The sequence below is a fragment of the Pseudomonas sp. B22129 genome, assembly GCF_044218875.1.
Taxonomy (GTDB): domain Bacteria; phylum Pseudomonadota; class Gammaproteobacteria; order Pseudomonadales; family Pseudomonadaceae; genus Aquipseudomonas.
Genome location: NZ_CP162592.1, coordinates 5,885,351 through 5,909,957 on the forward strand (window position 1 = coordinate 5,885,351; position 24,607 = coordinate 5,909,957).

Annotated in this window: 17 protein-coding genes, 2 tRNA genes and 3 rRNA genes; 10 read left to right on the plus strand and 12 right to left on the minus strand. The window is 57.1% G+C overall.

Translation table 11 applies throughout. From position 1 onward, the window contains the following. Positions 1-208 precede the first annotated feature (208 nt). A complete protein-coding gene (locus tag AB4P94_RS26625; RefSeq protein WP_395608263.1) occupies positions 209-2,437 on the plus strand; it encodes a TonB-dependent receptor in 2,229 nt (742 codons plus the stop codon). A gap of 87 nt (positions 2,438-2,524) precedes the next feature. Next, on the plus strand, positions 2,525-3,112 hold the full coding sequence (locus tag AB4P94_RS26630; RefSeq protein WP_395608264.1) for a hypothetical protein: 588 nt from the start codon (positions 2,525-2,527) through the stop codon (positions 3,110-3,112). Between the two features lie 39 nt (positions 3,113-3,151). On the opposite strand, the gene AB4P94_RS26635 is transcribed toward AB4P94_RS26630, so the two are convergent. Beyond that, positions 3,152-3,619: an SRPBCC family protein gene (locus AB4P94_RS26635; RefSeq protein ID WP_395608265.1), complete on the minus strand. Its 468-nt coding sequence runs from the start codon at positions 3,617-3,619 to the stop codon at positions 3,152-3,154. 98 nt (positions 3,620-3,717) lie between these two features. Between AB4P94_RS26635 and AB4P94_RS26640 the strand changes: the two genes are divergently transcribed. After that, complete coding sequence (locus AB4P94_RS26640) at positions 3,718-4,119, plus strand: GFA family protein (RefSeq protein WP_395608266.1); 402 nt, start codon at positions 3,718-3,720, stop codon at positions 4,117-4,119. 1 nt (position 4,120) lies between these two features. On the opposite strand, the gene mrdA is transcribed toward AB4P94_RS26640, so the two are convergent. The 7 genes from mrdA to AB4P94_RS26675 all read right to left on the minus strand — a co-directional run bounded on the left by mrdA (position 4,121) and on the right by AB4P94_RS26675 (position 13,422). Next, positions 4,121-6,013 (minus strand): penicillin-binding protein 2, encoded by a 1,893-nt coding sequence (mrdA, locus tag AB4P94_RS26645; protein WP_395608267.1) that lies wholly within the window; start codon positions 6,011-6,013, stop codon positions 4,121-4,123. A 322-nt stretch (positions 6,014-6,335) separates the two neighbouring features. Continuing rightward, positions 6,336-7,823, minus strand: coding sequence for a SulP family inorganic anion transporter (locus AB4P94_RS26650; protein ID WP_395608268.1), 1,488 nt, complete (start codon positions 7,821-7,823; stop codon positions 6,336-6,338). A 387-nt stretch (positions 7,824-8,210) separates the two neighbouring features. After that, positions 8,211-8,326: ribosomal RNA gene (gene rrf, locus AB4P94_RS26655) — 5S ribosomal RNA — on the minus strand. Positions 8,327-8,481: 155 nt separating this feature from the next. Next, positions 8,482-11,373, minus strand: a 23S ribosomal RNA gene (locus AB4P94_RS26660). 247 nt (positions 11,374-11,620) lie between these two features. After that, a tRNA-Ala gene (locus AB4P94_RS26665) sits at positions 11,621-11,696 on the minus strand. 30 nt (positions 11,697-11,726) lie between these two features. Then, positions 11,727-11,803 (minus strand) — tRNA-Ile (locus AB4P94_RS26670). Positions 11,804-11,885: 82 nt separating this feature from the next. Further along, positions 11,886-13,422, minus strand: a 16S ribosomal RNA gene (locus AB4P94_RS26675). Together the 16S, 23S and 5S rRNA genes with 2 tRNA genes alongside form the textbook arrangement of a ribosomal RNA operon. Positions 13,423-14,120: 698 nt before the next feature. Here AB4P94_RS26675 and rhtA point away from each other — a divergent pair. The 4 genes from rhtA to AB4P94_RS26695 all read left to right on the plus strand — a co-directional run bounded on the left by rhtA (position 14,121) and on the right by AB4P94_RS26695 (position 16,921). Beyond that, complete coding sequence (gene rhtA / locus AB4P94_RS26680; RefSeq protein ID WP_395608269.1) at positions 14,121-15,008, plus strand: threonine/homoserine exporter RhtA; 888 nt, start codon at positions 14,121-14,123, stop codon at positions 15,006-15,008. 164 nt (positions 15,009-15,172) lie between these two features. Further along, on the plus strand, positions 15,173-15,454 hold the full coding sequence (locus AB4P94_RS26685) for a hypothetical protein (RefSeq protein WP_016969010.1): 282 nt from the start codon (positions 15,173-15,175) through the stop codon (positions 15,452-15,454). Positions 15,455-15,562: 108 nt separating this feature from the next. After that, positions 15,563-16,294 (plus strand): SDR family oxidoreductase, encoded by a 732-nt coding sequence (locus AB4P94_RS26690; protein WP_395608270.1) that lies wholly within the window; start codon positions 15,563-15,565, stop codon positions 16,292-16,294. 36 nt (positions 16,295-16,330) lie between these two features. Then, positions 16,331-16,921, plus strand: a complete 591-nt coding sequence (locus AB4P94_RS26695; protein ID WP_395608271.1) for a 2-hydroxychromene-2-carboxylate isomerase — start codon at positions 16,331-16,333, stop codon at positions 16,919-16,921. On the opposite strand, the gene AB4P94_RS26700 is transcribed toward AB4P94_RS26695, so the two are convergent. Next, entirely contained in the window at positions 16,918-17,895 is a 978-nt protein-coding gene (locus AB4P94_RS26700; RefSeq protein WP_395611395.1) for a zinc-dependent alcohol dehydrogenase family protein, read from the minus strand. The genes AB4P94_RS26695 and AB4P94_RS26700 overlap by 4 nt on opposite strands. 123 nt (positions 17,896-18,018) lie before the next feature. On the opposite strand from AB4P94_RS26700, the gene AB4P94_RS26705 reads away from it, so the two are divergent. Continuing rightward, positions 18,019-18,927: a LysR family transcriptional regulator gene (locus AB4P94_RS26705; RefSeq protein WP_395608272.1), complete on the plus strand. Its 909-nt coding sequence runs from the start codon at positions 18,019-18,021 to the stop codon at positions 18,925-18,927. Here AB4P94_RS26705 and AB4P94_RS26710 read toward each other — a convergent pair. The 3 genes from AB4P94_RS26710 to AB4P94_RS26720 all read right to left on the minus strand — a co-directional run bounded on the left by AB4P94_RS26710 (position 18,920) and on the right by AB4P94_RS26720 (position 22,438). Next, a complete protein-coding gene (locus AB4P94_RS26710; RefSeq protein ID WP_395608273.1) occupies positions 18,920-20,728 on the minus strand; it encodes an aminopeptidase P family protein in 1,809 nt (602 codons plus the stop codon). The genes AB4P94_RS26705 and AB4P94_RS26710 overlap by 8 nt on opposite strands. Before the next feature lie 47 nt (positions 20,729-20,775). Further along, complete coding sequence (locus AB4P94_RS26715; RefSeq protein WP_395608274.1) at positions 20,776-21,936, minus strand: cysteine desulfurase family protein; 1,161 nt, start codon at positions 21,934-21,936, stop codon at positions 20,776-20,778. A 232-nt stretch (positions 21,937-22,168) separates the two neighbouring features. After that, the gene (locus AB4P94_RS26720) at positions 22,169-22,438 is read right to left on the minus strand and encodes a hypothetical protein (RefSeq protein ID WP_395608275.1); all 270 of its coding nucleotides are present in this window, start codon (positions 22,436-22,438) and stop codon (positions 22,169-22,171) included. A gap of 398 nt (positions 22,439-22,836) precedes the next feature. On the opposite strand from AB4P94_RS26720, the gene msuE reads away from it, so the two are divergent. Both msuE and ssuD read left to right on the plus strand, forming a co-directional pair. Further along, complete coding sequence (msuE, locus tag AB4P94_RS26725) at positions 22,837-23,400, plus strand: FMN reductase (protein ID WP_395608276.1); 564 nt, start codon at positions 22,837-22,839, stop codon at positions 23,398-23,400. 9 nt (positions 23,401-23,409) lie between these two features. Next, positions 23,410-24,552: an FMNH2-dependent alkanesulfonate monooxygenase gene (gene ssuD / locus AB4P94_RS26730; RefSeq protein WP_395608277.1), complete on the plus strand. Its 1,143-nt coding sequence runs from the start codon at positions 23,410-23,412 to the stop codon at positions 24,550-24,552. Positions 24,553-24,607: the final 55 nt, after the last annotated feature.

Below are 24,607 nucleotides of genomic sequence, written 5' to 3' on the forward strand. Positions count from 1 at the left end.
CTCAGGAATCGCTTTCAGGGCGTGATTCTACTCGGCATCCGCGCAAACGCGGCAGGTTAACGCGCACACAGACCTCAATCCGATAATTTTATTGCAAAACATTAATAACAATCACTATCATTTGCACCGGAGTCGTATCCGCGCAGTGAGGACGCGCAACCGCCGTTGCCCTTTTCCTCATATTGACGGTTCACCGTCAGGATCGACCATGCCCACCCGACTTTCCGTGCCGTTTCGCCCTACCCTGCTCGCCCTTTGCTGCTCCCTGGGCCTCAGCGCTCACGCCGCCACCCCAGCCACCCCGCAGGATGCGAACACCCGTCAGGACGGCAACACACTGGAATTGGGCGCCACCAACATCAACGCCGACGCCCCCGCGCCAAATGCCTTGCCCCCGGTATACGCCGGCGGCCAGGTGGCGCGCGGTGGGCAACTGGGTGTGCTGGGCAACCAGGACATCATGGACGTGCCGTTCAGCATGACGGCTTACACCGAAAAATTGATTCGTGACCAGCAGGCCGAGAACATCGGCGATGTGCTGCTTAATGATTCATCCGTGCGCCAGGCGTCGGGGTTTTCCAACCAGGCCCAGGCGTTCGTGATCCGTGGCCTGCCGCTCAACGGTGATGACATTTCCCTCAACGGTTTGTACGGCATCCTGCCACGCCAGATCATGTCCACCGACGCACTGGAGCGCGTGGAAGTGTTCAAGGGCCCCAACGCATTTATCAACGGCGTCACGCCGGGTGGTTCCGGCATCGGCGGCGGTGTGAACCTGCAACTCAAGCGCGCCGATGATGTGCCACTGCGGCGCTTGAGCACCGACATCAGCAATGATGGCAGGGTCGGCGAACACCTGGACGTCGGCCAGCGTTTTGGCGAAGACAACCGTTTTGGTGCGCGGGTGAACATTTCCCAACGCGAAGGCGACACCGGCGTGGACGATGAAAGCCAGCGTTCGAAGCTGTTTTCCATCGGCCTGGATTATCGCGGCGATGCACTGCGGATATCCGGCGACTTTGTGTATCAGAAGCAGCAGGTCAACGGTGGGCGTAACACGGTGCTACTCGGCAGCGGCCTGACACATATTCCCAATGCGCCGTCGGCCGATACCAATTATGCGCCGAACTGGGGTACCACCAGCCTCGAAGACACCTTCGGCATGCTGCGTGGCGAGTACGACCTCAACGATAACTGGACCGCCTACGTCGCCGGCGGCGCCAAGCACACCAATGAAATCGGGCGTTATTCCTCCGTCACCCTGAACGATGCGTTGGGCAATGCCACCGTCAGCGGCTCGCATATCGCTCACCAGGAAGACAACACCAGCCTGATGGCTGGCCTGAACGGCAAGTTCCAGACCGGTGCGGTCAGCCATAAACTGAACCTGGGCCTGACCGGCATCTGGACCCAGACCCGCAATGCCTTTGATTTTGCCTCGGGCAGCCAGCCCACCAATATTTATAACCCCGCCGACGTGAGCGCCCCGGCCAAAGGTGGCTTTACCTCCGGCAGCGACCTGAACGACCCCGGCATCACCGCCAAAACTTTCGCCCGCAGTGCAGCGGTCTCGGACACCCTGGGTTTCATGGATGACCGCTTGCTGTTCACTGCCGGCCTGCGCCGTCAGGAGCTGGTCGTGCAGGGCTACGCCTATGGGACCGGCATACGCAATGCCAACTACGACAAGGGCATTACCACGCCGGTGTATGGCCTGGTGTTCAAGCCGTGGGACCATGTGTCGTTCTACGCCAACCATATCGAGGGCCTGGCTTCAGGGCCGACTGCACCGACAACCTTCGGCGGCGCAGTCGTGAGCAACGCCAACCAGACCTTCGCCCCTGCCCGCTCGAAACAGACCGAGGCCAGTGTGAAAGTCGACATGGGCACTTATGGGGCAACACTGGGTGTGTACCGGATCGAGCAACCGACCCAGGGTTATTCCCAGCTGAATGCCGGAGGTGGCGCGACCTTTGTGTTCCAGGGTGAGCAAGTCAACAAAGGCGTAGAACTGAACGTCTTCGGTGAACCAGTCAGCGGCCTGCGCCTGTTGGGCGGCGCGACAATCATTCATACCGAAGTCAATGGCACCCAAAACGGCGCGAACGACGGTAACCGCGCAATCGGCGTGCCATCATTCCAGCTTAACGCCGGGGTGGATTGGGACGTGCCCGGCCTGCAAGGCGTGAGCGTCAACGGGCGGATGCTGCGCACCGGCGGCCAGTACGCCGACGCGGCAAACAACCTGAGCCTGCCGACCTGGAACCGTTTCGATGTGGGCGCACGCTACAACTTCAAGGTTGATCAGCGTGATGTAACGCTGGGCGCAACCGTGGAGAACGTGGGGAACACCAAATATTGGGAATCGGCGCTGGGGGGCTATCTGACCCAGGGCGATCCACGTGTGGCCAAGTTGTCGGCAACAATAGATTTCTAACCGCGTCATCTGCTGGCGGGTCAGCGCATTTGCGCATCGCTGACTCGCCACTAGACTCATGGTTTCTCTCACATGGAAGTCAACTCAATGAAGCTCACCCGCACCCTGCGCCAGGCCATCGCCTTGGCCACCCTGCTGTCCGTCGGCAACCTCACCGCTTACGCTGCCGATATCCCGTTGTCCAAATCCCTGGAAGCCGATGAAGTGACCACCAAGGTGTTGTCGGTCGATGCCGCCAACCACCAGGTGGTGCTGGCAGGCGCCCAGGGCAACCCGGTGCATGTACAACTGAGCGATGACGCCAAGGACCTGGGCAACCTCAAGGTGGGCGATCAAGTGAAGGTGCTGACCACCCACTCGGTAGCCGCCGTACTCGACACCGATGTGGACAAGAGCGCCCCGGACTCCAGCGAAAAAACCGGCGTGCTGCGTGCCACCGCCGACAACCCGAACCCCGGCGGTGCAGCATTTCGCCAGGTGCAGGTGCAACTGAAGATCACCCATATCGACCTGAAGAAAAACCAGGTCACCCTGGAAAATCCGACCGGTGCGACCAAGGTGCTGAACGTTGAAAAACTGGAGATCCGTGCCGGGCTTAAAGACCTGAAGGTCGGGCAGAGTGTGCTGGTGACCTTCACCGACACCCTGGAAATCACCACGGCCCACGAAGGCTGACGGTAAGGAAGACGGGCATCGGCAAGATGCCCGTTCGGTTCAGGCGCGACGAGCCTGGTTGAGATAGGTTTCAATGTTGCCCATTTGCTCATCCCAGCCGCGGGAATTCATCTTGAAGGCTTTCTGCCGGCGAGCCTCGGGGACGGCATCAAAGCCGGATTCAACCACCCGCAGCAAAATACCCGGCGCGCGATCCTCAAGGGTGAACTCCACCAGCGTGGGTGTTTCGTTGTCGTAGTCGACCCCCGCCTCAACCGCATACGGGTGCCACTGAAATGAAAACAGGGTTTGCGGCAGGATGCGCACGATTTTGGCTTTCCAGACCACATGCTCGTAGCCGGGGTAGGTTATCGGTGCCTCGAGGGTTTCCCCTGCCGTGAAGGTTTTGCCCTTGAGGGCGATACCGAACCAACTGCCGAATTGCTCGGCGTCGGTCAGCGCTTCCCAGACGTGTTTACGTGATGCGTTGAGCAGGACTTTTCGTTCGATGCGATCTAGTACGTGCATAAGTCACCTCCTCCATTGACAGTAGGCGACATCGACCAATGCGCAACTCTGGTGTCTGCGCGATGATGATGACCCCATCCTTGAACTGGCAATACGTTATGACTGACCCGTTGAATGGAAGTTGCTTCTGCCGCGCCGTACGTTATCAGGTGGACAGCCTGGACATGCCCATCAGCCATTGTCACTGCAACAGCTGCCGCAAGGTGCATGCAGCCGCGTTCGTGGCCACGGCCGGCGTGATGCGCGAGCACTTTCACTGGATTGAAGGTGAGGCGCTGCTGTCATCCTTTGAATCGTCACCGGGCAAACACCGGCATTTCTGCTCGCGTTGCGGCTCACAGCTGATGGCGGAGCGCGAGCATCAGCCCCACGTGATTGTGCGGGTGGCGACGCTGGATGATGATCCGGGCATCAGGCCCACCTCGCACATCTGGACCGCCCATGATGTGCCATGGCTGGCACATGATGGCGTTGAACAATGGGACGAGTGGAAGGCCTGAGTCAAACGTGCGGGTCACCGGGCGCTTTGGCTGGCGTCGCATATTGCGGCTTCAAATGGCCGTCCTGGTCGAGCAACCAGGCGTCCATGATCTGCCGCACCACAGGGCCCGCGACCCGACCACCCGCCTCACCGTTTTCGATCATCACCGAGATCACGATTTTGGGGTGCTCGGCCGGCGCGAAGCCGACGAACAAGGCGTTGTCGCGATGGCGCTCCAGGGTTTTGTTACGGTTGTAACGCTCACCCTGCTTGATGGCGACCACCTGCGCCGTACCGCTCTTGCCGGCAATCCGATATTGCGCGCCTTGCGCTGCCGCCCGAGCAATACCGCGCGGGTCGTGCATCACCAGCTGCATGCCGTGGTTGACCTGTTCCCAATCTCGCGGGTCTTTGAGGACGACGTTGGGCATCGGGTTTTCGTCCACCGGCGGCACACCGTTGATGGTCTTGGCCAGGTGCGGCCGGTTCCACACGCCTTTATTGGCGATCAAGGCCGTTGCCTGGGCCAATTGCAGCGGCGTGACCTGCATATAACCCTGGCCAATGCCGAGGATCACGGTTTCACCCGGGAACCAGGGTTGGCGGCGTGTCGCGCGCTTCCAGGCTTGGGACGGCATCAGGCCGGCTGACTCTTCGAACATGTCGAGGGAGACTTTCTGGCCGAGGCCGAATTCGGCCAGATAGTCATGCAGACGGTCAATGCCGAGCTTGTGGGCTAGGTCGTAAAAATAGGTGTCGTTGGAACGCATGATGGCAGCGTCCATGTCCACCCAGCCATCGCCACTGTGGTTCCAGTTGCGATACTTGTGGTCGAAATCAGGCAACTGGTAGTAACCGGGGTCGAACACCCGGCTTTGGGCGGTCACGACGCCACTGTCGAGGCCAGCAATGGCGACTTCAGGCTTGATGGTCGAACCGGGCGCGTAGAGCCCGCGCAGGACGCGGTTGAACAGCGGCCGGTCGATGGAGTCGTGCAGCGCGGCGTATTCCTTGAAGCTGATGCCGGTGACAAACATGTTCGGATCAAAACTCGGCTTGCTGACCATAGCCAGTACTTCGCCAGTCTGCGGGTCGAGGGCGACCACCGAGCCACGACGGTCGCCCAAGGCCTCTTCAGCAGCTTCCTGGAGATGGACGTCGAGGCTCAATACAATATTTTTACCCGGAACCGGGTCAGTGTGCTTGAGCACGCGCAATACACGGCCCTGGGCATTCGTCTCGACCTCTTCATAACCCACGTGGCCATGCAATTCGGACTCATAGAACCGCTCGATACCGGTCTTGCCGATCGACTGGGTACCGCGATACTCCACGGAATCGAGGGCCTTGGACTCTTTTTCATTGATACGGCCAACGTAGCCGATCGAATGGGCGAAATGCGCGCCCAGTGGATAATGACGAACGAATTGCGGTTCGACGTCGACGCCTGGCAGGCGGAACTCGTTGACGGCCAGAACGGCGATCTGCTCCTCGGTCAACTCATAAAACAGCGTGACGGGAACGAATGGGTGGCGTGCCTGCTTTAGCGCCTTGTCGAACACCGCACGGTCTTCGGCAGGCAGGTGCAGCAGGTTGACGATAGCGTCCAGCTCGCCTTTGAGGTCGGTCGTGCGTTCGCGGGTGATCGTCAGGTTGTAACTGGGGCGGTTGTCAGCCAGCACCACGCCATTGCGGTCGTAGATCAACCCGCGGGTCGGCGTGATCGGTAAGACGTGGACACGGTTATTCTCGGAAATCGTCGAGTGATAGTCGTACTGCACCACTTGCAGGAAATACATGCGGCCCACCAGCGCGCAGGTGATGCCGATCACCAACAGTGCGCACGCGAGCAGGCGCTTGTTGACCAGGCGGTTTTCTTTTTCGTGATCCTTGATCGGTATCGGTTCAGGCATTTCTACAGCATCTCGTTGAAGAAGGTCGACGCCGCGTCCTGCGGATGAAAGATCAATCCTTGTGAAAATGTGCTGCACCATACCAAAAATGCAGAAACACTTTGCATCGATTTCCCCAACGGCATGCTGTTTTGTCAGGAGAGAACGGATTTCGGTTCCAGAAAGGCTTCCAAACCGAAGGTGCCGTACTCTCGGCCGATGCCTATCTAAAAGACATACTCACTCGCCTGCAGACGAAACAGGCGAGTGAAACCGGGGCGTCGTTGCCGCATCGTTGGCAACCGGCTTAACGGCGCAAGACGGGATACCCAGACGTTTACGATTAGTGGCTGATCAGCATATCGATGCCATCCGGTTTGTCGTGAACACCGAATCGATCCACAAGTGTAGAGGTTGCCCGGTTCATACCGATAACATCGACCTGAACGCCCTCACGACGAAGCTTGAGCACGACCTTATCCAGCGCTGCGACTGCAGTAATGTCCCAGAAGTGGGCGTCGCAAAGATCAATCGTGAGAGTCTCAAGTTTTTCATTAAAGTCGAAGGCATTTGTGAACCGATCCGCTGAACCGAAGAACACCTGCCCGGCCACGTAGTACGTGCGGTGGCTATGTTCAGGATCATGTTTCGAGGCGATGTCCAGGTAATGCGCAATTTTGTTAGCGAAGAACATGGCAGCTAGCAAGGTACCCGCTACTACGCCATACGCAAGGTTGTGCGTAGCGACAACCACAATCACCGTCACGACCATCACAATGTTCGTGGAGAGCGGGTACTCTTTGAGGTTGCGGATGGAACCCCAGCTGAAGGTACTGATCGACACCATGATCATCACCGCGACCAAGGCAGCCATCGGTATCCGGGCCAGCCAATCACCCAGGTAAATCATCATGATAAGTAGCAGTACACCTGCGCTTAGCGTCGACAGGCGAGTTCGGCCGCCAGACTTCACGTTGATCATCGACTGACCGATCATTGCACAGCCAGCCATACCGCCGATGAGACCGCTCGCAATGTTAGCGATACCCTGACCTTTGCACTCCCGACTCTTATCGCTGGGCGTATCGGTCAAGTCATCGACAATAGTCGCAGTCATCATCGACTCCAGCAAACCCACTACCGCCAACGCAGCGGAGTACGGGAGCACGATAAGTAGAGTATTCAGGTTTAGCGGTACGTCAGGCCACATGAAGATCGGCAAGCTATCAGGCAGTGAACCCATATCCCCGACGGTACGTATATGAAGCCCCATACAAGCCGAAATCGCGGTGAGTACCAGGATGCAAACCAGTGGCGAGGGGAGCAGCTTGCCCACCATCGGTAAGCGTGGAAACAGATAGATGATTGCCAACCCCCCGGCTGTCATCGCATAGACGGGCCAGGTGACGTCAGTGAGCTCTGGCAGCTGTGCCATGAAAATGAGGATCGCAAGCGCGTTGACGAACCCGGTCACCACCGAGCGTGAAACGAAACGCATCAATTCTCCTAAGCGTAGATAACCGGCGATGATCTGCAATACACCGCAAAGAAGCGTGGCGACCAACAGATATTGAAGACCGTGATCCTTGACCAGATTTACCATCAACAACGCCATGGCACCGGTGGCCGCCGAAATCATGGCGGGGCGACCGCCTACGAAGGCAATAACGGTACAGATACAGAAAGAGGCATAGAGTCCAACCTTGGGGTCGATTCCGGCGATGATGGAGAACGCGATGGCCTCGGGAATGAGGGCCAGTGCAACGACGCAACCAGCGAGTACATCCGCCCGGACATTTGATAGCCAAGCAGCTTTGATCTTTTCAAACATTGATTTACCCATAGCAGGAACGGCATGACGCGCAGCGTCGAGCGCTGAGCCATGCAGGTGCGTCTGTATTCAGTTGAATTGTGGGTTCGCTACGGTCAAAAATTGAGGGCAGCAAGGTACGACCGCAGCCAGGAGGCGGTCAGGGTGTCGCGAGGGGGGCGTTGCGCTATGGCGGCGTAGGCAGCCAGTTGGAACGGGGCAAGGTATTTCCTTTGAGATGTCGTAAATAGACCACTGGATAATAAACGGCTGCGGCGTGCTCGTACAACCGCTGGCAACAGGGTTCAGAGATAACTGTGCAAATTTGTCGGTAGACGTGGGCGATATTTCCGACCGCCCAAAACAAAACCCCTGTTTGCGTTAGCAAACAGGGGTTCTGGGATTTAATCTTGACGATGACCTACTCTCACATGGGGAAACCCCACACTACCATCGGCGATGCATCGTTTCACTACTGAGTTCGGGATGGGATCAGGTGGTTCCAATGCTCTATGGTCGTCAAGAAATTCGGGTACTGACTCGTGGCTTATGCCTCGCTTCAGCAAATTGGGTATGTGACAGCTTTCGGTGTTTTGTGAACGTCGAACTTTCGGTTCATCTCGTCTTCACACACCGCAATCTGATGCTCTTTCGAGTAGTCAAATTGCTTGGGTGTTATATGGTCAAGCCTCACGGGCAATTAGTATTGGTTAGCTCAACGCCTCACAGCGCTTACACACCCAACCTATCAACGTCGTAGTCTTCGACGGCCCTTCAGGGAACTCAAGGTTCCAGTGAGATCTCATCTTGAGGCTAGTTTCCCGCTTAGATGCTTTCAGCGGTTATCTATTCCGAACATAGCTACCCGGCAATGCCACTGGCGTGACAACCGGAACACCAGAGGTTCGTCCACTCCGGTCCTCTCGTACTAGGAGCAGCCCCTCTCAAATCTCAAACGTCCACGGCAGATAGGGACCGAACTGTCTCACGACGTTCTAAACCCAGCTCGCGTACCACTTTAAATGGCGAACAGCCATACCCTTGGGACCGGCTTCAGCCCCAGGATGTGATGAGCCGACATCGAGGTGCCAAACACCGCCGTCGATATGAACTCTTGGGCGGTATCAGCCTGTTATCCCCGGAGTACCTTTTATCCGTTGAGCGATGGCCCTTCCATACAGAACCACCGGATCACTAAGACCTACTTTCGTACCTGCTCGACGTGTCTGTCTCGCAGTCAAGCGCGCTTTTGCCTTTATACTCTACGACCGATTTCCGACCGGTCTGAGCGCACCTTCGTACTCCTCCGTTACTCTTTAGGAGGAGACCGCCCCAGTCAAACTACCCACCATACACTGTCCTCGATCCGGATAACGGACCTGAGTTAGAACCTCAAAGTTGCCAGGGTGGTATTTCAAGGATGGCTCCACGCAGACTGGCGTCCACGCTTCAAAGCCTCCCACCTATCCTACACAAGCAAATTCAAAGTCCAGTGCAAAGCTATAGTAAAGGTTCACGGGGTCTTTCCGTCTAGCCGCGGATACACTGCATCTTCACAGCGATTTCAATTTCACTGAGTCTCGGGTGGAGACAGCGCCGCCATCGTTACGCCATTCGTGCAGGTCGGAACTTACCCGACAAGGAATTTCGCTACCTTAGGACCGTTATAGTTACGGCCGCCGTTTACCGGGGCTTCGATCAAGAGCTTCGCGTTAGCTAACCCCATCAATTAACCTTCCGGCACCGGGCAGGCGTCACACCCTATACGTCCACTTTCGTGTTTGCAGAGTGCTGTGTTTTTAATAAACAGTCGCAGCGGCCTGGTATCTTCGACCGGCATGAGCTTACGGAGCAAGTCCTTCACCCTCACCGGCGCACCTTCTCCCGAAGTTACGGTGCCATTTTGCCTAGTTCCTTCACCCGAGTTCTCTCAAGCGCCTTGGTATTCTCTACCCAACCACCTGTGTCGGTTTGGGGTACGGTTCCTGGTTACCTGAAGCTTAGAAGCTTTTCTTGGAAGCATGGCATCAACCACTTCGTTAACTAAAAGTTAACTCGTCATCAGCTCTCGGCCTTAAGATCCCGGATTTACCTAAGATCTCAGCCTACCACCTTAAACTTGGACAACCAACGCCAAGCTGGCCTAGCCTTCTCCGTCCCTCCATCGCAATAACCAGAAGTACAGGAATATTAACCTGTTTTCCATCGACTACGCTTTTCAGCCTCGCCTTAGGGACCGACTAACCCTGCGTCGATTAACGTTGCGCAGGAAACCTTGGTCTTTCGGCGTGGGTGTTTTTCACACCCATTGTCGTTACTCATGTCAGCATTCGCACTTCTGATACCTCCAGCAAGCTTCTCAACTCACCTTCACAGGCTTACAGAACGCTCCTCTACCGCATCACTTACGTGATACCCGTAGCTTCGGTGTATGGTTTGAGCCCCGTTACATCTTCCGCGCAGGCCGACTCGACTAGTGAGCTATTACGCTTTCTTTAAAGGGTGGCTGCTTCTAAGCCAACCTCCTAGCTGTCTAAGCCTTCCCACATCGTTTCCCACTTAACCATAACTTTGGGACCTTAGCTGACGGTCTGGGTTGTTTCCCTTTTCACGACGGACGTTAGCACCCGCCGTGTGTCTCCCATGCTCGGCACTTGTAGGTATTCGGAGTTTGCATCGGTTTGGTAAGTCGGGATGACCCCCTAGCCGAAACAGTGCTCTACCCCCTACAGTGATACATGAGGCGCTACCTAAATAGCTTTCGAGGAGAACCAGCTATCTCCGAGCTTGATTAGCCTTTCACTCCGATCCACAGGTCATCCGCTAACTTTTCAACGGTAGTCGGTTCGGTCCTCCAGTTAGTGTTACCCAACCTTCAACCTGCCCATGGATAGATCGCCCGGTTTCGGGTCTATTCCCAGCGACTAGACGCCCTATTAAGACTCGCTTTCGCTACGCCTCCCCTATTCGGTTAAGCTCGCCACTGAAAATAAGTCGCTGACCCATTATACAAAAGGTACGCAGTCACAGAACAAAGTCTGCTCCCACTGCTTGTACGCATACGGTTTCAGGATCTATTTCACTCCCCTCTCCGGGGTTCTTTTCGCCTTTCCCTCACGGTACTAGTTCACTATCGGTCAGTCAGTAGTATTTAGCCTTGGAGGATGGTCCCCCCATATTCAGACAAAGTTTCTCGTGCTCCGTCCTACTCGATTTCATGACTAAGAGATTTTCGCGTACAGGGCTATCACCCACTATGGCCGCACTTTCCAGAGCGTTCCGCTAATCTCAAAGCCACTTAAGGGCTAGTCCCCGTTCGCTCGCCACTACTAAGGGAATCTCGGTTGATTTCTTTTCCTCAGGGTACTTAGATGTTTCAGTTCCCCTGGTTCGCCTCTTACGCCTATGTATTCAGCGTAAGATAACCATCTTATGATGGCTGGGTTCCCCCATTCAGACATCTCCGGATCAAAGTCTGTTTGCCGACTCCCCGAAGCTTTTCGCAGGCTACCACGTCTTTCATCGCCTCTGACTGCCAAGGCATCCACCGTATGCGCTTCTTCACTTGACCATATAACCCCAAGCAATCTGGTTATACTGTGAAGACAACATTCGCCGAAAATTCGAATTTCTCAACTAAGAGAACTCACAAATTTTACCTTAGCCTGATCCGTTACCAGTGAAAGTAACGTTCAGTCTATCTTTCTATCACATACCCAAATTTTTAAAGAACGATCTAATCAAAGACTAGAAATCAACATTCACCATCAACCTGATGGAATGCTCATTTCTAAGCTTTCATAACGTAGAAGCAGTAGTGGTGGAGCCAAACGGGATCGAACCGTTGACCTCCTGCGTGCAAGGCAGGCGCTCTCCCAGCTGAGCTATGGCCCCGTATTTCTACAGGCGTTTCCCACACAAAATTGGTGGGTCTGGGCAGATTCGAACTGCCGACCTCACCCTTATCAGGGGTGCGCTCTAACCAACTGAGCTACAGACCCAATTTCGGGCTGCTTCTTATCGTCTTCTTCAATGAATCAAGCAATTCGTGTGGGAACTTATGGAGCAGCTGATGTCGTCGATTAAGGAGGTGATCCAGCCGCAGGTTCCCCTACGGCTACCTTGTTACGACTTCACCCCAGTCATGAATCACACCGTGGTAACCGTCCTCCCGAAGGTTAGACTAGCTACTTCTGGTGCAACCCACTCCCATGGTGTGACGGGCGGTGTGTACAAGGCCCGGGAACGTATTCACCGCGACATTCTGATTCGCGATTACTAGCGATTCCGACTTCACGCAGTCGAGTTGCAGACTGCGATCCGGACTACGATCGGTTTTATGGGATTAGCTCCACCTCGCGGCTTGGCAACCCTCTGTACCGACCATTGTAGCACGTGTGTAGCCCAGGCCGTAAGGGCCATGATGACTTGACGTCATCCCCACCTTCCTCCGGTTTGTCACCGGCAGTCTCCTTAGAGTGCCCACCATTATGTGCTGGTAACTAAGGACAAGGGTTGCGCTCGTTACGGGACTTAACCCAACATCTCACGACACGAGCTGACGACAGCCATGCAGCACCTGTCTCAATGTTCCCGAAGGCACCAATCTATCTCTAGAAAGTTCATTGGATGTCAAGGCCTGGTAAGGTTCTTCGCGTTGCTTCGAATTAAACCACATGCTCCACCGCTTGTGCGGGCCCCCGTCAATTCATTTGAGTTTTAACCTTGCGGCCGTACTCCCCAGGCGGTCAACTTAATGCGTTAGCTGCGCCACTAAAAGCTCAAGGCTTCCAACGGCTAGTTGACATCGTTTACGGCGTGGACTACCAGGGTATCTAATCCTGTTTGCTCCCCACGCTTTCGCACCTCAGTGTCAGTATTAGTCCAGGTGGTCGCCTTCGCCACTGGTGTTCCTTCCTATATCTACGCATTTCACCGCTACACAGGAAATTCCACCACCCTCTACCATACTCTAGTCAGTCAGTTTTGAATGCAGTTCCCAGGTTGAGCCCGGGGATTTCACATCCAACTTAACAAACCACCTACGCGCGCTTTACGCCCAGTAATTCCGATTAACGCTTGCACCCTCTGTATTACCGCGGCTGCTGGCACAGAGTTAGCCGGTGCTTATTCTGTCGGTAACGTCAAAGCAGCAAAGTATTAATTTACTGCCCTTCCTCCCAACTTAAAGTGCTTTACAATCCGAAGACCTTCTTCACACACGCGGCATGGCTGGATCAGGCTTTCGCCCATTGTCCAATATTCCCCACTGCTGCCTCCCGTAGGAGTCTGGACCGTGTCTCAGTTCCAGTGTGACTGATCATCCTCTCAGACCAGTTACGGATCGTCGCCTTGGTGAGCCATTACCTCACCAACTAGCTAATCCGACCTAGGCTCATCTGATAGCGCAAGGCCCGAAGGTCCCCTGCTTTCTCCCGTAGGACGTATGCGGTATTAGCGTCCGTTTCCGAACGTTATCCCCCACTACCAGGCAGATTCCTAGGCATTACTCACCCGTCCGCCGCTCTCAAGAGAAGCAAGCTTCTCTCTACCGCTCGACTTGCATGTGTTAGGCCTGCCGCCAGCGTTCAATCTGAGCCATGATCAAACTCTTCAGTTCAAACATCTTTGGGTTTTTAAGAAACCCTAAACTTGGCTCAGCAATCGTTGGTTACATCTTTGATTTCTCGCGGAGTAACTTGTGATGCTGATAATCTTGTTGACTATCAGTCTGACTCCACAAGCACCCACACGAATTGCTTGATTCAGTTGTTAAAGAGCGGTTGGTTAAGATCTTTCGTCTCAACCGAGGCGCGCATTCTACAGCAGCCTCATTTGCTGTCAAGTGATTATTTTCAGAAGTTTTCGAAGATTTCTTCAACAACTTCAACCACTTGCGCTTCCGATCTCTCGTTAGCGGGAGGCGAATTCTACAGCGTTACACGCTGCTGTCAACACCTCTTTTTCTCCGCTTTCGACCGAGAAGATCGAAACGTTAATAGAGCCAAACAACACCGCTCTATCAACTCCTTCTGGGCTTCGATGAACTGAAGCAACTCGCTGTCGAATCTCGCATAACTCTTTGTTTACCAAGGAGTTTTCCGTTTCGACTGCGCCGGAAGTGGGGCGAATTATAGACTTCCAGAATCTGCCGTCAACCCCTAATTACGCTTTTCTATCAAACAGCCTCAAATCCACCAATCCCTCTCTATATAGAGAGCGGCGGCCAAACAAATGAGCAATATATTGCTCAAAGCAAAACAGTTAAGCATCATAGCGCTTTCTGACTCTCTACCTTGAATCTGGACGCCCCACCCAATGACCACCCCACAACGCAGCCTGGCTTCGGCATTGTTCCCTGTCGGCCTGCTGCTGATCGCCATGGCTTCCATCCAGTCAGGCGCGTCGCTGGCCAAGAGCATGTTTCCCATCGTCGGCGCCCAAGGGACTACAACCCTGCGCCTGATATTTGCCAGTGTCATCATGCTGCTTCTATTACGCCCGTGGCGTGCCAAGCTGACAGCCAAGTCCCTGCGCACGGTGGTTATCTATGGAATGGCACTGGGCGGCATGAACTTTCTCTTTTATATGTCCTTGCGCACGGTCCCCCTTGGCATTGCGGTCGCTCTCGAATTCACAGGCCCGCTCGCGGTCGCCCTCTACGCCTCGCGGCGGGCGGTGGATTTCTTGTGGATTGCGCTCGCCATTGCCGGCCTTCTCTTGTTGATACCAATGGGCGAAGCGAGCAGCGGTATCGACTTGACCGGTGCCGCCTACGCGTTAGGCGCAGGTGTCTGCTGGGCGCTCTATATCCTGTTCGGGCAAAAGGCGGGCAACGACAATGGTGTGCAAACTGCAGCCCTTGGCGTAATGATCGCCGCCTTGTTTGTGGCCCCTATCGGTATCGTCCACGCTGGGGCTGCCTTGCTGACTCCCGCCCTTATCCCTATCGCCATTGGCGTCGCCGTTTTATCCACCGCCTTGCCCTATACCCTGGAGATGGTCGCGCTGACTCGCCTGCCTGCACGCACCTTCGGTACCTTGATGAGTATCGAACCGGCATTCGGCGCTCTCTCCGGCCTATTCTTCCTGCAAGAGCACTTGTCCCTCGCACAATGGCTGGCCATAACTTGCATCATTCTGGCCTCCGTGGGTGCCACGCTGACAATGCGCAATGAATCCAAACCGCTGGTGCCAGCCGATTGATCATCTTTAAAGGTTGCTCTGGTATTTACCGTTCATTTAGGCCATGTTTAAGCCGCAAACGAATGTCATTCATGGAGAATTTCGACAAGGACAGCTGAACGCTACAATCGAGAGCGAGTGAAGCCTGCTTTGGGACTTTTGGCGAAGCGGCTATAAGGATAGGAATGAAGCGAATTTTGATACTGTTAATGGTCGTGGCCATTGCTGGCTGTGCTGCGACCACCAAGACAGAAGTGAAACGGGGCAAAAAAGGGCTGCATATCAACTGTTCCGGCCTGTCCTCCTCCTGGGACCAGTGCTACACCAGCGCAGCCAATTCATGCGGCGCCAAGGGCTACCGGGTCATCGCCAAATCCGGTGACAATTCCGAGGAGCCTGGTGATTACCCCTTTGGCCTCAACCCCGCCGGCTATACCAGCCGCAGCATGATCGTCATTTGCAAATGAAAGCCCGAGCAGTCACTCACGACTGCTCATCAAATTCCTGCCGTCCCCCCTCCCCTTCGTGGCGCTGCGTCTAGACTCCTGCTCGATAATCGAGCCAACGGAGTTCCCATGACACTGAACAAGAAAATCGTATTGGTAGTCGGTGCCGGTGATGCAACCGGCGGCGCCATTGCCAAGCGCTTTGCCCGCGAAGGCTACGTCGCTTGCGTGACCCGTCGCAGCGCCGACAAATTGCAGCCTCTGGTACACAGCATCCAGTCGGCAGGTGGCGAAGCCCACGGCTTTGCCTGCGATGCACGCAAAGAAGAGGACGTGGTCGCCCTGATCGAGAAGATTGAAACCGAACTGGGCCCTATCGAAGCATTCGTCTTCAATATCGGCGCGAATGTGCCCTGCAGCATTCTCGAAGAAACCGCGCGCAAATACTTCAAGATCTGGGAAATGGCCTGTTTCTCGGGCTTCTTGAATGCTCGTGAGGTGGCCAAGCGCATGGTCACTCGCAGCCGCGGCACCATCCTGTTCACCGGCGCCACCGCAGGCCTGCGCGGAGCTGCCGGTTTCGCTGCGTTCGCCGGCGCCAAGCACGGCATTCGGGCGCTTGCGCAAAGCATGGCGCGGGAGCTGGGCCCCAGGAATATCCATGTTGCCCATATCGTGGTCGACGGCGCCATCGACACAGACTTCATTCGCGACAATTTTCCGCAAAAGTACGCCCAGAAAGATCAGGACGGCATACTCAACCCCGACCACATTGCCGACAACTATTGGTACCTGCACAACCAGCCACGAGACGCGTGGACCTTCGAGCTGGACCTGCGCCCATGGAATGAACCCTGGTAAACCCGCCCTCAATAACAAAAGCCGCGAGTACCGACCATGAATAAAACCCTGGAATTCTTCTTTGACCTTGGCAGCCCCGCCACCTACCTGGCTTATACCCAGCTGCCAGCCCTGTGCGCAGAAACCGGCACACAGCTTGTCTATCAACCCATGCTGCTGGGTGGTGTGTTCAAAGCCACCGGCAATGCTTCGCCAATCACCGTCCCGGCCAAGGGGCGCTATATGTTTGATGACTTGGCACGCTATGCCAAACGCTACAACGTCGTGCTCAAATTCAACCCGCACTTCCCTATCAACACCCTGGTACTGATGCGCGCCATCACTGGTATCCAGATGCATCAGCCCGAACGCTTCCTGGACTTTACTGACTGTCTGTTTCAGGCCCTATGGGTAGAAGGACGCCACCTGGGTGACCCCGCCGTCGTGGCCGCCGTGCTCACCGAGCACGGTTTCGACCCGGAAGAGGTTCTGGCCCTGGCCAACGATGACGGCGTAAAAACCAGCCTCAAGGACAAAACCGAAGAAGCGATCCAGCGCGGCGTGTTTGGCGCCCCCAGTATGTTTGTAGGAGACCGGCTCTTCTTCGGTCAGGACCGTCTGGAGTTTGTGCGCGAAGCCCTTGGCTAGATTTCAATCGCCAACCGCCCTTGAGCGCCGCTTGCGAGCAAATCGTAGGCGGCATTTGCTGTTCGCAAATCAAATTGACGCGGATCCATGATCGGCTTGAGCTTGCCGGCGTCGATCAACAAGGTCGCTTCGGCAAGAATATGCCCGTGGTGCTCACGTCCTTTGCCCGTCAACAACGGTAACAAGGTAAACACACCGGAATAGGTTGCCCCGCGAAACGACAGTGGCGCCAGGCTGTGTTGCCCCCAGCCCAAGCAGCTCACCACGTGGCCACTGTACGTCTTGGCTGCGCGAAAGGACGCATCCAGCGTCGCACCGCCGACCGTGTCGTACACAATGTCGAAGCCTTCACCTTCCGTGTGCAACGCCACATATTCTTCAATCGTTTGTTGCTGATAGTCGATAAAGGTCGCCCCCAGGCCTTCAATGGTCGCCCGATGCCTCGCCGAACCCGTCGCATAGACCTCAGCTCCGAACGCAACCGCCAACTGCACCGCAACATGGCCGACACCCCCTGCACCGCCCTGAATCAAAACCCTGTGCCCAGCCCCCACACGGGCACGATCCACCAACCCTTCCCACGCAGTAATCAGCACCAGCGGCAGCACAGCGGCTTCACGCATGCTCAAGGTCACAGGCTTTTTCGCCAGCAAGCGTGCGTCGACTACCGCGAATTCGGCCAACGAGCCCTGCACGCCGCCGATACCGGTGCCGAGGGCGTAAACCTCATCGCCGGGTTGCCACTCGCCTGCTGAAGCGCCAACCGCTTCGACGGTTCCCGCCAGGTCCATGCCAAGAATTGCCGGCAAAGGTTGCCCGGCATGCGCGGCCTGGCCTGCACGAATCTTTCCATCCAGTGGGTTAAGACCGCTGGCACGGATTCTGACCAGCACCTCACCAGGGCCCGCAACCGGTTTTGGCAGAGTCGCCAGACGAAATGGCGCATCCACTGTGTCGACCATCAAAACATTCATAGAAGTCATCTCAGCAATCCCGGTTCATTGAAGGTGAAGCCTATGATCGGCTCACACACTCATTCCGATAAGACGCTAAAAAGCTATAGTACCTATGCACACACAGCATGAATGGGACGGCCCGTGGACAAACTCAACGCAATGGCGATTTTCGTTCGAGTGATCGAGCGCGGCAGCTTTTCCGCCGTCGCCCGGGAAATGCAGACCACCCAGCCCACCATCAGCAAAGTGCTGCGAAATCTGGAAACCGAGCTGGGTGGCAAGCTGATTGCCCGCAGTACACGCCACCTTTCCCTGACGGACGAGGGTCAGCGTTACTACACCCATTGCAGGGAAATCCTTGCCGCGGTGGACGCAGCGGAACACAGCTTCCAAACCGGCAAGGAGGCAATCGCCGGCCCGCTGCGCATTGGTTCGTCGGTGAGCTTTGGGCGCCTGCATATCGCCCCACGCCTGGGTGACTTTCTGCAGCAATTTCCCGGAGTCCAAGTAGACCTGCAACTCAATGATCAACTACAGGACCTGGTCAGCGAAGGCCTGGACGTGACCCTGCGAATTGGCGAGCTGCGCGACAGCGGCCTGGTCGCACGGCAAATCGGCACCACTTACCGCGTCACGCTGGCCAGCCCGGCTTACCTCGCCAGGCACGCGGCGCCGCAAACCCCACAAGATCTCGCGCAGCACAACTGCCTGCTCTTCAACCTGCTGAGCAGCCAGAACCAATGGATTTACGACAAGGACGGAAAGCGCCATACGGTGCGCATCAGCGGCAACGCCCAGAGTAATAACTCCGAGGCGGTGCGCGAGATGGTGTTGACGGGGCTCGGCATTGCGCTGTCGCCCCTGTGGTTGTTCGCCGCTGACTTGAAAGCCGGCCGCGTGGTCGCGTTACTGCAGGACTACACCCCGCTGTCGCTGCCGATCCACGCGGTGTCGGCGCCCAATCGTCGTCAGTCGGCCCGGGTCAGGGCATTTGTCGACTACCTGGCCGACGCCCTGACCCGAGCCCCTGAGTTGCAACCGATCAGATAGCCGCCGTACGAACCTGCAGCCATTCCAGCGCGGCGCCACCGAGCAACGGGCTCAAGCGCTCTCGCACCTCGGCGTGATAGCCGTTGAACCACTCGCGCTCGTCCGCCGTCAGCAGCGACGGCTCCAGGCAACGGGTGTCAATCGGGCACAGCGTCAGGGTTTCGAACTTAAGGAACTCACCGAACTCGGTTTTGCCGGCTTCACGGTTCAGCACCAGGTTCTCGATGCGCACACCCCAACGCCCCGGGCGATAGGTGCCCGGTTCAATCGAGGTAATCATCCCCGGTTGCATCGCGGTTTGTGGTGCAGTGGCGGCCTGATAGGCGATCACTTGCGGGCCTTCATGCACATTCAGGAAATAACCTACGCCATGGCCGGTACCGTGGCCGTAGTCCACACCCTCGGCCCAGATCGGCGCGCGGGCAATGGAATCGAGCAGCGGCGACAGAATGCCCTTGGGGAAGTGCGCACGGGAGAGCGCAATCACACCTTTAAGCACGCGCGTGCAGTCGCGCTTCTGCTCATCGCTCGGCGTACCGATAGGCACCATCCGCGTGATGTCGGTGGTGCCACCCAGGTACTGGCCGCCCGAGTCGATCAGCAACAAGCCATCGCCTTCGATCAACGCATGCTCTTCTTCAGTGGCGTGGTAATGCGGCATCGCTCCGTTGGCGTTGAACGCCGCAATGGTATTGAAGCTCAGCGACACATAATCCGGCCGACGGGTACGCGCCGCGGTCAGGTGTTCGTCGATGGTCAGCTCGGTAATGCGCTCCCGGCCCAGCGCGCTTTCCAGCCAGGCGAAAAATTCGCACAGGGCCGCACCGTCCTGTTCCATGGCCTGGCGAATGTGCTCGGCGTCCGCCAGGCTTTTGCGCGACTTGGCCAATGTGGTCGGGTTCAGCCCTTCGACCAACTGTACGCCGGCATCCAGATTCTCCAGCAGGCCCGCCGTGACGCGAGCCGGGTCTACCTGCAGGCTCGCGCCAGCCGGTACGGCACGCAGCGCATCCGCCACTTCGCGGTAGTCGCGCAAGGTCACGCCGTCCTGTTCCAGCACAGCGCGCAATTCGTCATCGACTTTGCTCAATGCCACAAACAAGGTGGCTTGCTGCTGATTGATCAGGGCAAAGGATACAAACACCGGGTTGAACGACACATCACCGCCGCGCAGGTTGAACAGCCAGGCGATGTCATCCAGGGTGGCGATGAAATGCCAGTCGGCGCCCTTCTCTTTCAGGCTTGCACGCAGCGCAACCAGTTTTTCACCACGGCTGACGGTGGCCTGTGGCGGCAGGTGTTGGTAAATCGGCTGGTTTGGCAGCGCCGGGCGGTCTTGCCAGACCTCGGCCAGCAAGTCGATGTCGGTGCGCAGACGCGCACCGCGTTCTTCCAGCTTGCCGCCCAACGTACGTGCCGAGGCCACGGCCATCACCGCGCCATCCACCGCCACCACACCGCCCTCAGGCGTTTGCTCGGCCAGCCACTCCAGCGGGCCGGGTTGGCCGGGCTGCAACTTCACAAGCTCGATGCCGCTGCCCTTGAGTTCCTTGGTGGCCTGCTCCCAGTAGCGGCTGTCGGCCCAAACCCCGGCGAAATCGGCGGTAACAATCAGCGTGCCCACCGACCCATGAAACCCCGACAACCATTGCCGCCCTTGCCAGTACCCCGGCAGGTATTCGGACAAATGCGGGTCGGCCGACGGCACCAGCAGGGCATGGATGCCCTCGCGGCTCATCAGTTCACGGGTATGCGCCAGGCGCTGGGGAACCGTTCCATGGATCAAAGGCTGCGTACTCATTGTGTCTCCTGCTAACCACTCATCATTATTATGTGTTGCGAATGAAATCAGACCGCCCAAAACGCGGGTGCGCTGGCCAATGCGGCCTTGATCAACTTCACAGCCTCGTCGATATCCTGTTCGGTGGTAAACCGGCCCAGGCTCAGGCGAATAGTGCGGCCGGCGCTGCGGGCGTCATGGCCCAAAGCCAACAGCACGTGGGACGGCGCATTGCTGGCCGAGTTGCAGGCCGATGTGGCCGAAAACGCGATACCTGCGCTCAACGCGGCGGAATTGAATTCACCTTCGCCAAACGTGAGGCTCAGGGTGTGAGGGATACGCTGGGTCAGGCTGCCATTCACACGCAGGCCCGCCACCGATTCCAATTGTTCCAACAGGCGTTGGCGCAAGGCCACAACCTTCGCTTTCTCTTCAACGAAAGACGCTGCCGCCAAGGCAAATGCTGTGCCCATGCCCGCAATCTGATGCGTCGCCAGGGTGCCGGAGCGCAAACCGCCCTCATGGCCTCCCCCGTGAATCTGCGCCAACACCTTCTGTTGCGCGCGCGGGCCGACGTAGAGCGCGCCGATACCTTTGGGCCCGTACAGCTTGTGCGCAGAAAACGACATCAAGTCCACCGGCCACTCGGCCAGGTCAATGGCAACCTTGCCTGCGCCCTGTGCAGCATCCACATGCAGCAAGGCGCCATGCTCACGCACGCGGGCGCCGATGGCGGGGATGTCGTTCAAGGTGCCCAGTTCGTTATTGACCAGCATCAGCGACACCAGAAAGGTGTCTTCGCGCAAGGCTTCACTGACCGCTTGCGCGCTGATCAAACCCTCGGCATCCGGCACCAGGTAGGTCACGGCCACGCCGGCTTCCTGCAATTGCCGCGCGGTATCGAGCGTGGCCTTGTGTTCGATCTGGCTGGTGATGATGTGCCCACCCGCCACGCCGCGCGCCTGGGCGACGCCCTTGATCGCGAGGTTATTGGATTCGGTGGCGCCGGAAGTCCAGACAATCTGCTCAGGGCTCGCGCCGACCAGTTCGGCCACTTGAGCGCGCGCCTGTTCAACCGTCTGCCGGGCCGCCTGGCCGAACGCATGGGAACTGGACGCGGGGTTACCGAAATTGGCGTTGAAGCCCAGACACTCGACCATCACCTGGATGACCCGCTCATCCACCGGCGTGGTGGCGGCGTAGTCGAAATACAACGGACGTTTATTCATGACGTTAAAGACTCGCAGAGCGTGTTCCCGAGAGCAACGTCTCAGGGGCATTGACTGGAACAGAGGTCGTCAGGTTTAACCAATCGAACGCCATTAAAGAAGGACCACTTTATGTAAATGTGCGTAGGAACGCTCCTGAAATTCAGCTTAACAGGCTGAAGTCGACCCATGGCAAACAAAAAGCCCGAGATTCCTTGTGGAAATCTCGGGCTTTTTGCTGCCGGGTACGGGCTCAACTGGGGCGACCATGAAGCGTAACGCTGCGCTCGGCGTTCATTTCACCCTGGTGATCAAAACCGAAAGGCTTTTGTGGCTGCCCGGTCAATGCAGCACGTTGCTGTTGATATTCATCGAACGACAACCCGCGACGACTCAGCGCTTCCAACGCCAGCTGTTTGGTTTCTTCTGCCGCATACGGACGCGACTCTGGAGACGGATGAGTCGCACATCCAGCGAGGACGGAGCTGACAACTAACAGCGAAACAGCGAGAAAACGGTTCATGGCGGCGGCCCTGCAAAGGAGGTTCTGAGTCAATGAACACAGGCTACTCCCGCCCTTACACAACGAAAAATCATCGTCCGTGATAGTCGCTATCAACCGTTCAGACACTCTCGATAGCGTGTTTTCATATTCTTTTCAGAACTATAAATATGGAAATACGTTCATTTACGGAATAAACGTAACCTTCTATAAATGACCAGCACCGAAACAATACTGTTCGCCACGCAACTGTTGCCAGGGCAACACCGCTTCAACAAAACACCAGTCACACAACAGCTCCATTGTTCAGCAGTGAGCCCGCAGCCCTTGCCAATCAAGGCTTTAAGCCGTTGGTACAGCTCTTGCTCAAGCCGTATGACTTCACTTGCTATGAACCACTGTTGATAAAGGAACTGTTCATGACCCGTCCCCTGAATGTCGTTGCCCTCTCCGGCGGTACCTGGCGCCCGTCCCGCACCCTGGTGCTGACTCAAGCCGTGCTGGCCGAGCTCGCTACCCTTCTGCCGATCCAGACCACCCTCATCGAGTTGGGCGACATTGCCCGGCCACTGGGCGGCGCGCTGTCGCGCGATGAACTGCCGGCCGAAGTCGAATCCCAATTGTTGGCCATCGAACAGGCCGACCTGTTGATCGTTGCCGCCCCGGTGTATCGCGGCTCCTACCCAGGCCTGCTCAAGCACCTGTTCGATCTGATCGGTCTCAACGCGTTGATCAACACGCCGGTATTACTCGCTGCCACAGGCGGCAGCGAACGCCATGCGCTGGTCCTCGATCATCAGTTGCGCCCGTTGTTCAGCTTCTTCCAGGCCCTGACGTTGCCGATCGGCGTGTATGCCACCGAGGCCGATTTCACCGATTACCAAATCACCAGTGACTTGTTAAAAGCCCGTATCCAACTAGCGGCAGAACGCGCTGCGCCCTTGTTTAGCGCCCACGCCCCTTCGCTGCTGAAAATCGCATAAGGATTTGTCATGGATGTTTTCTGGTTTCTACCCACCCACGGCGACGGTCATTACCTGGGCACCACTCAGGGTGCACGCCCGGTCACCCTCAATTACCTGAAGCAAGTCGCCCAGGCGGCTGACAGCCTCGGCTACCACGGCGTGTTGATTCCTACCGGGCGCTCGTGCGAAGACTCCTGGGTCATCGCTTCAGCGTTGGTGCCGCTGACTGAGCGCCTGCGTTATCTGGTAGCGATTCGCCCCGGCATCATCTCGCCGACGGTGTCCGCACGCATGGCGGCCACGCTGGATCGCCTGTCCAACGGGCGCTTGCTGATCAACGTGGTCACCGGCGGCGACCCGGACGAAAACCGTGGCGACGGCAGCTTCCTCGACCACAGCGAACGCTACGAAGTCTCCGACGAATTCCTCAAGATCTGGCGCCGCGTGTTGCAGGGCGAATCCGTGGACTTCGAAGGCAAACACCTGCGCGTACAGAACGCCAAGGCGCTTTACCCTCCTGTGCAAAAACCTTACCCGCCGCTCTACTTCGGTGGCTCATCCGACGCGGCCCACGACCTCGCCGCTGAACAAGTGGACGTGTACCTGACTTGGGGCGAACCACCCGCCGCCGTCGCAGAAAAACTCGCGGATGTACGTGAGCGCGCCGCGCGCCACGGCCGTACCGTGAAGTTCGGCATTCGCCTGCATGTGATCGTGCGCGAAACCGAAGAAGAGGCCTGGAAAGCCGCCGACAAACTGATCGAGCACATCAGCGACGAAACCATCGCCGCCGCGCAAAAATCCTTCTCGCGCTTTGACTCCGAAGGCCAGCGCCGCATGGCCGCACTGCACGACGGGCGCCGTGACAACCTGGAAATCGCCCCCAACCTCTGGGCCGGCGTCGGCCTGGTACGCGGCGGTGCCGGCACCGCGCTGGTAGGCAACCCGCAGCAAGTGGCCGAACGCATCAAGGAATACGCGGACCTGGGCATTGAGAGCTTTATTTTCTCCGGCTACCCGCACCTGGAAGAGGCCTATCGCTTTGCCGAACTGGTGTTCCCGTTGCTGCCGGAACCCTACGCGAGCCTCGCCGGGCGCGGTGTCACCAACCTCACGGGCCCGTTTGGCGAAATGATTGCCAACGATGTGCTGCCGAACACCAAGGCCTGAGATCTGTTTTGTGCGGTCATTGCTCTTCTGTGGGAGCCGGGCTTGCCCGCGATGC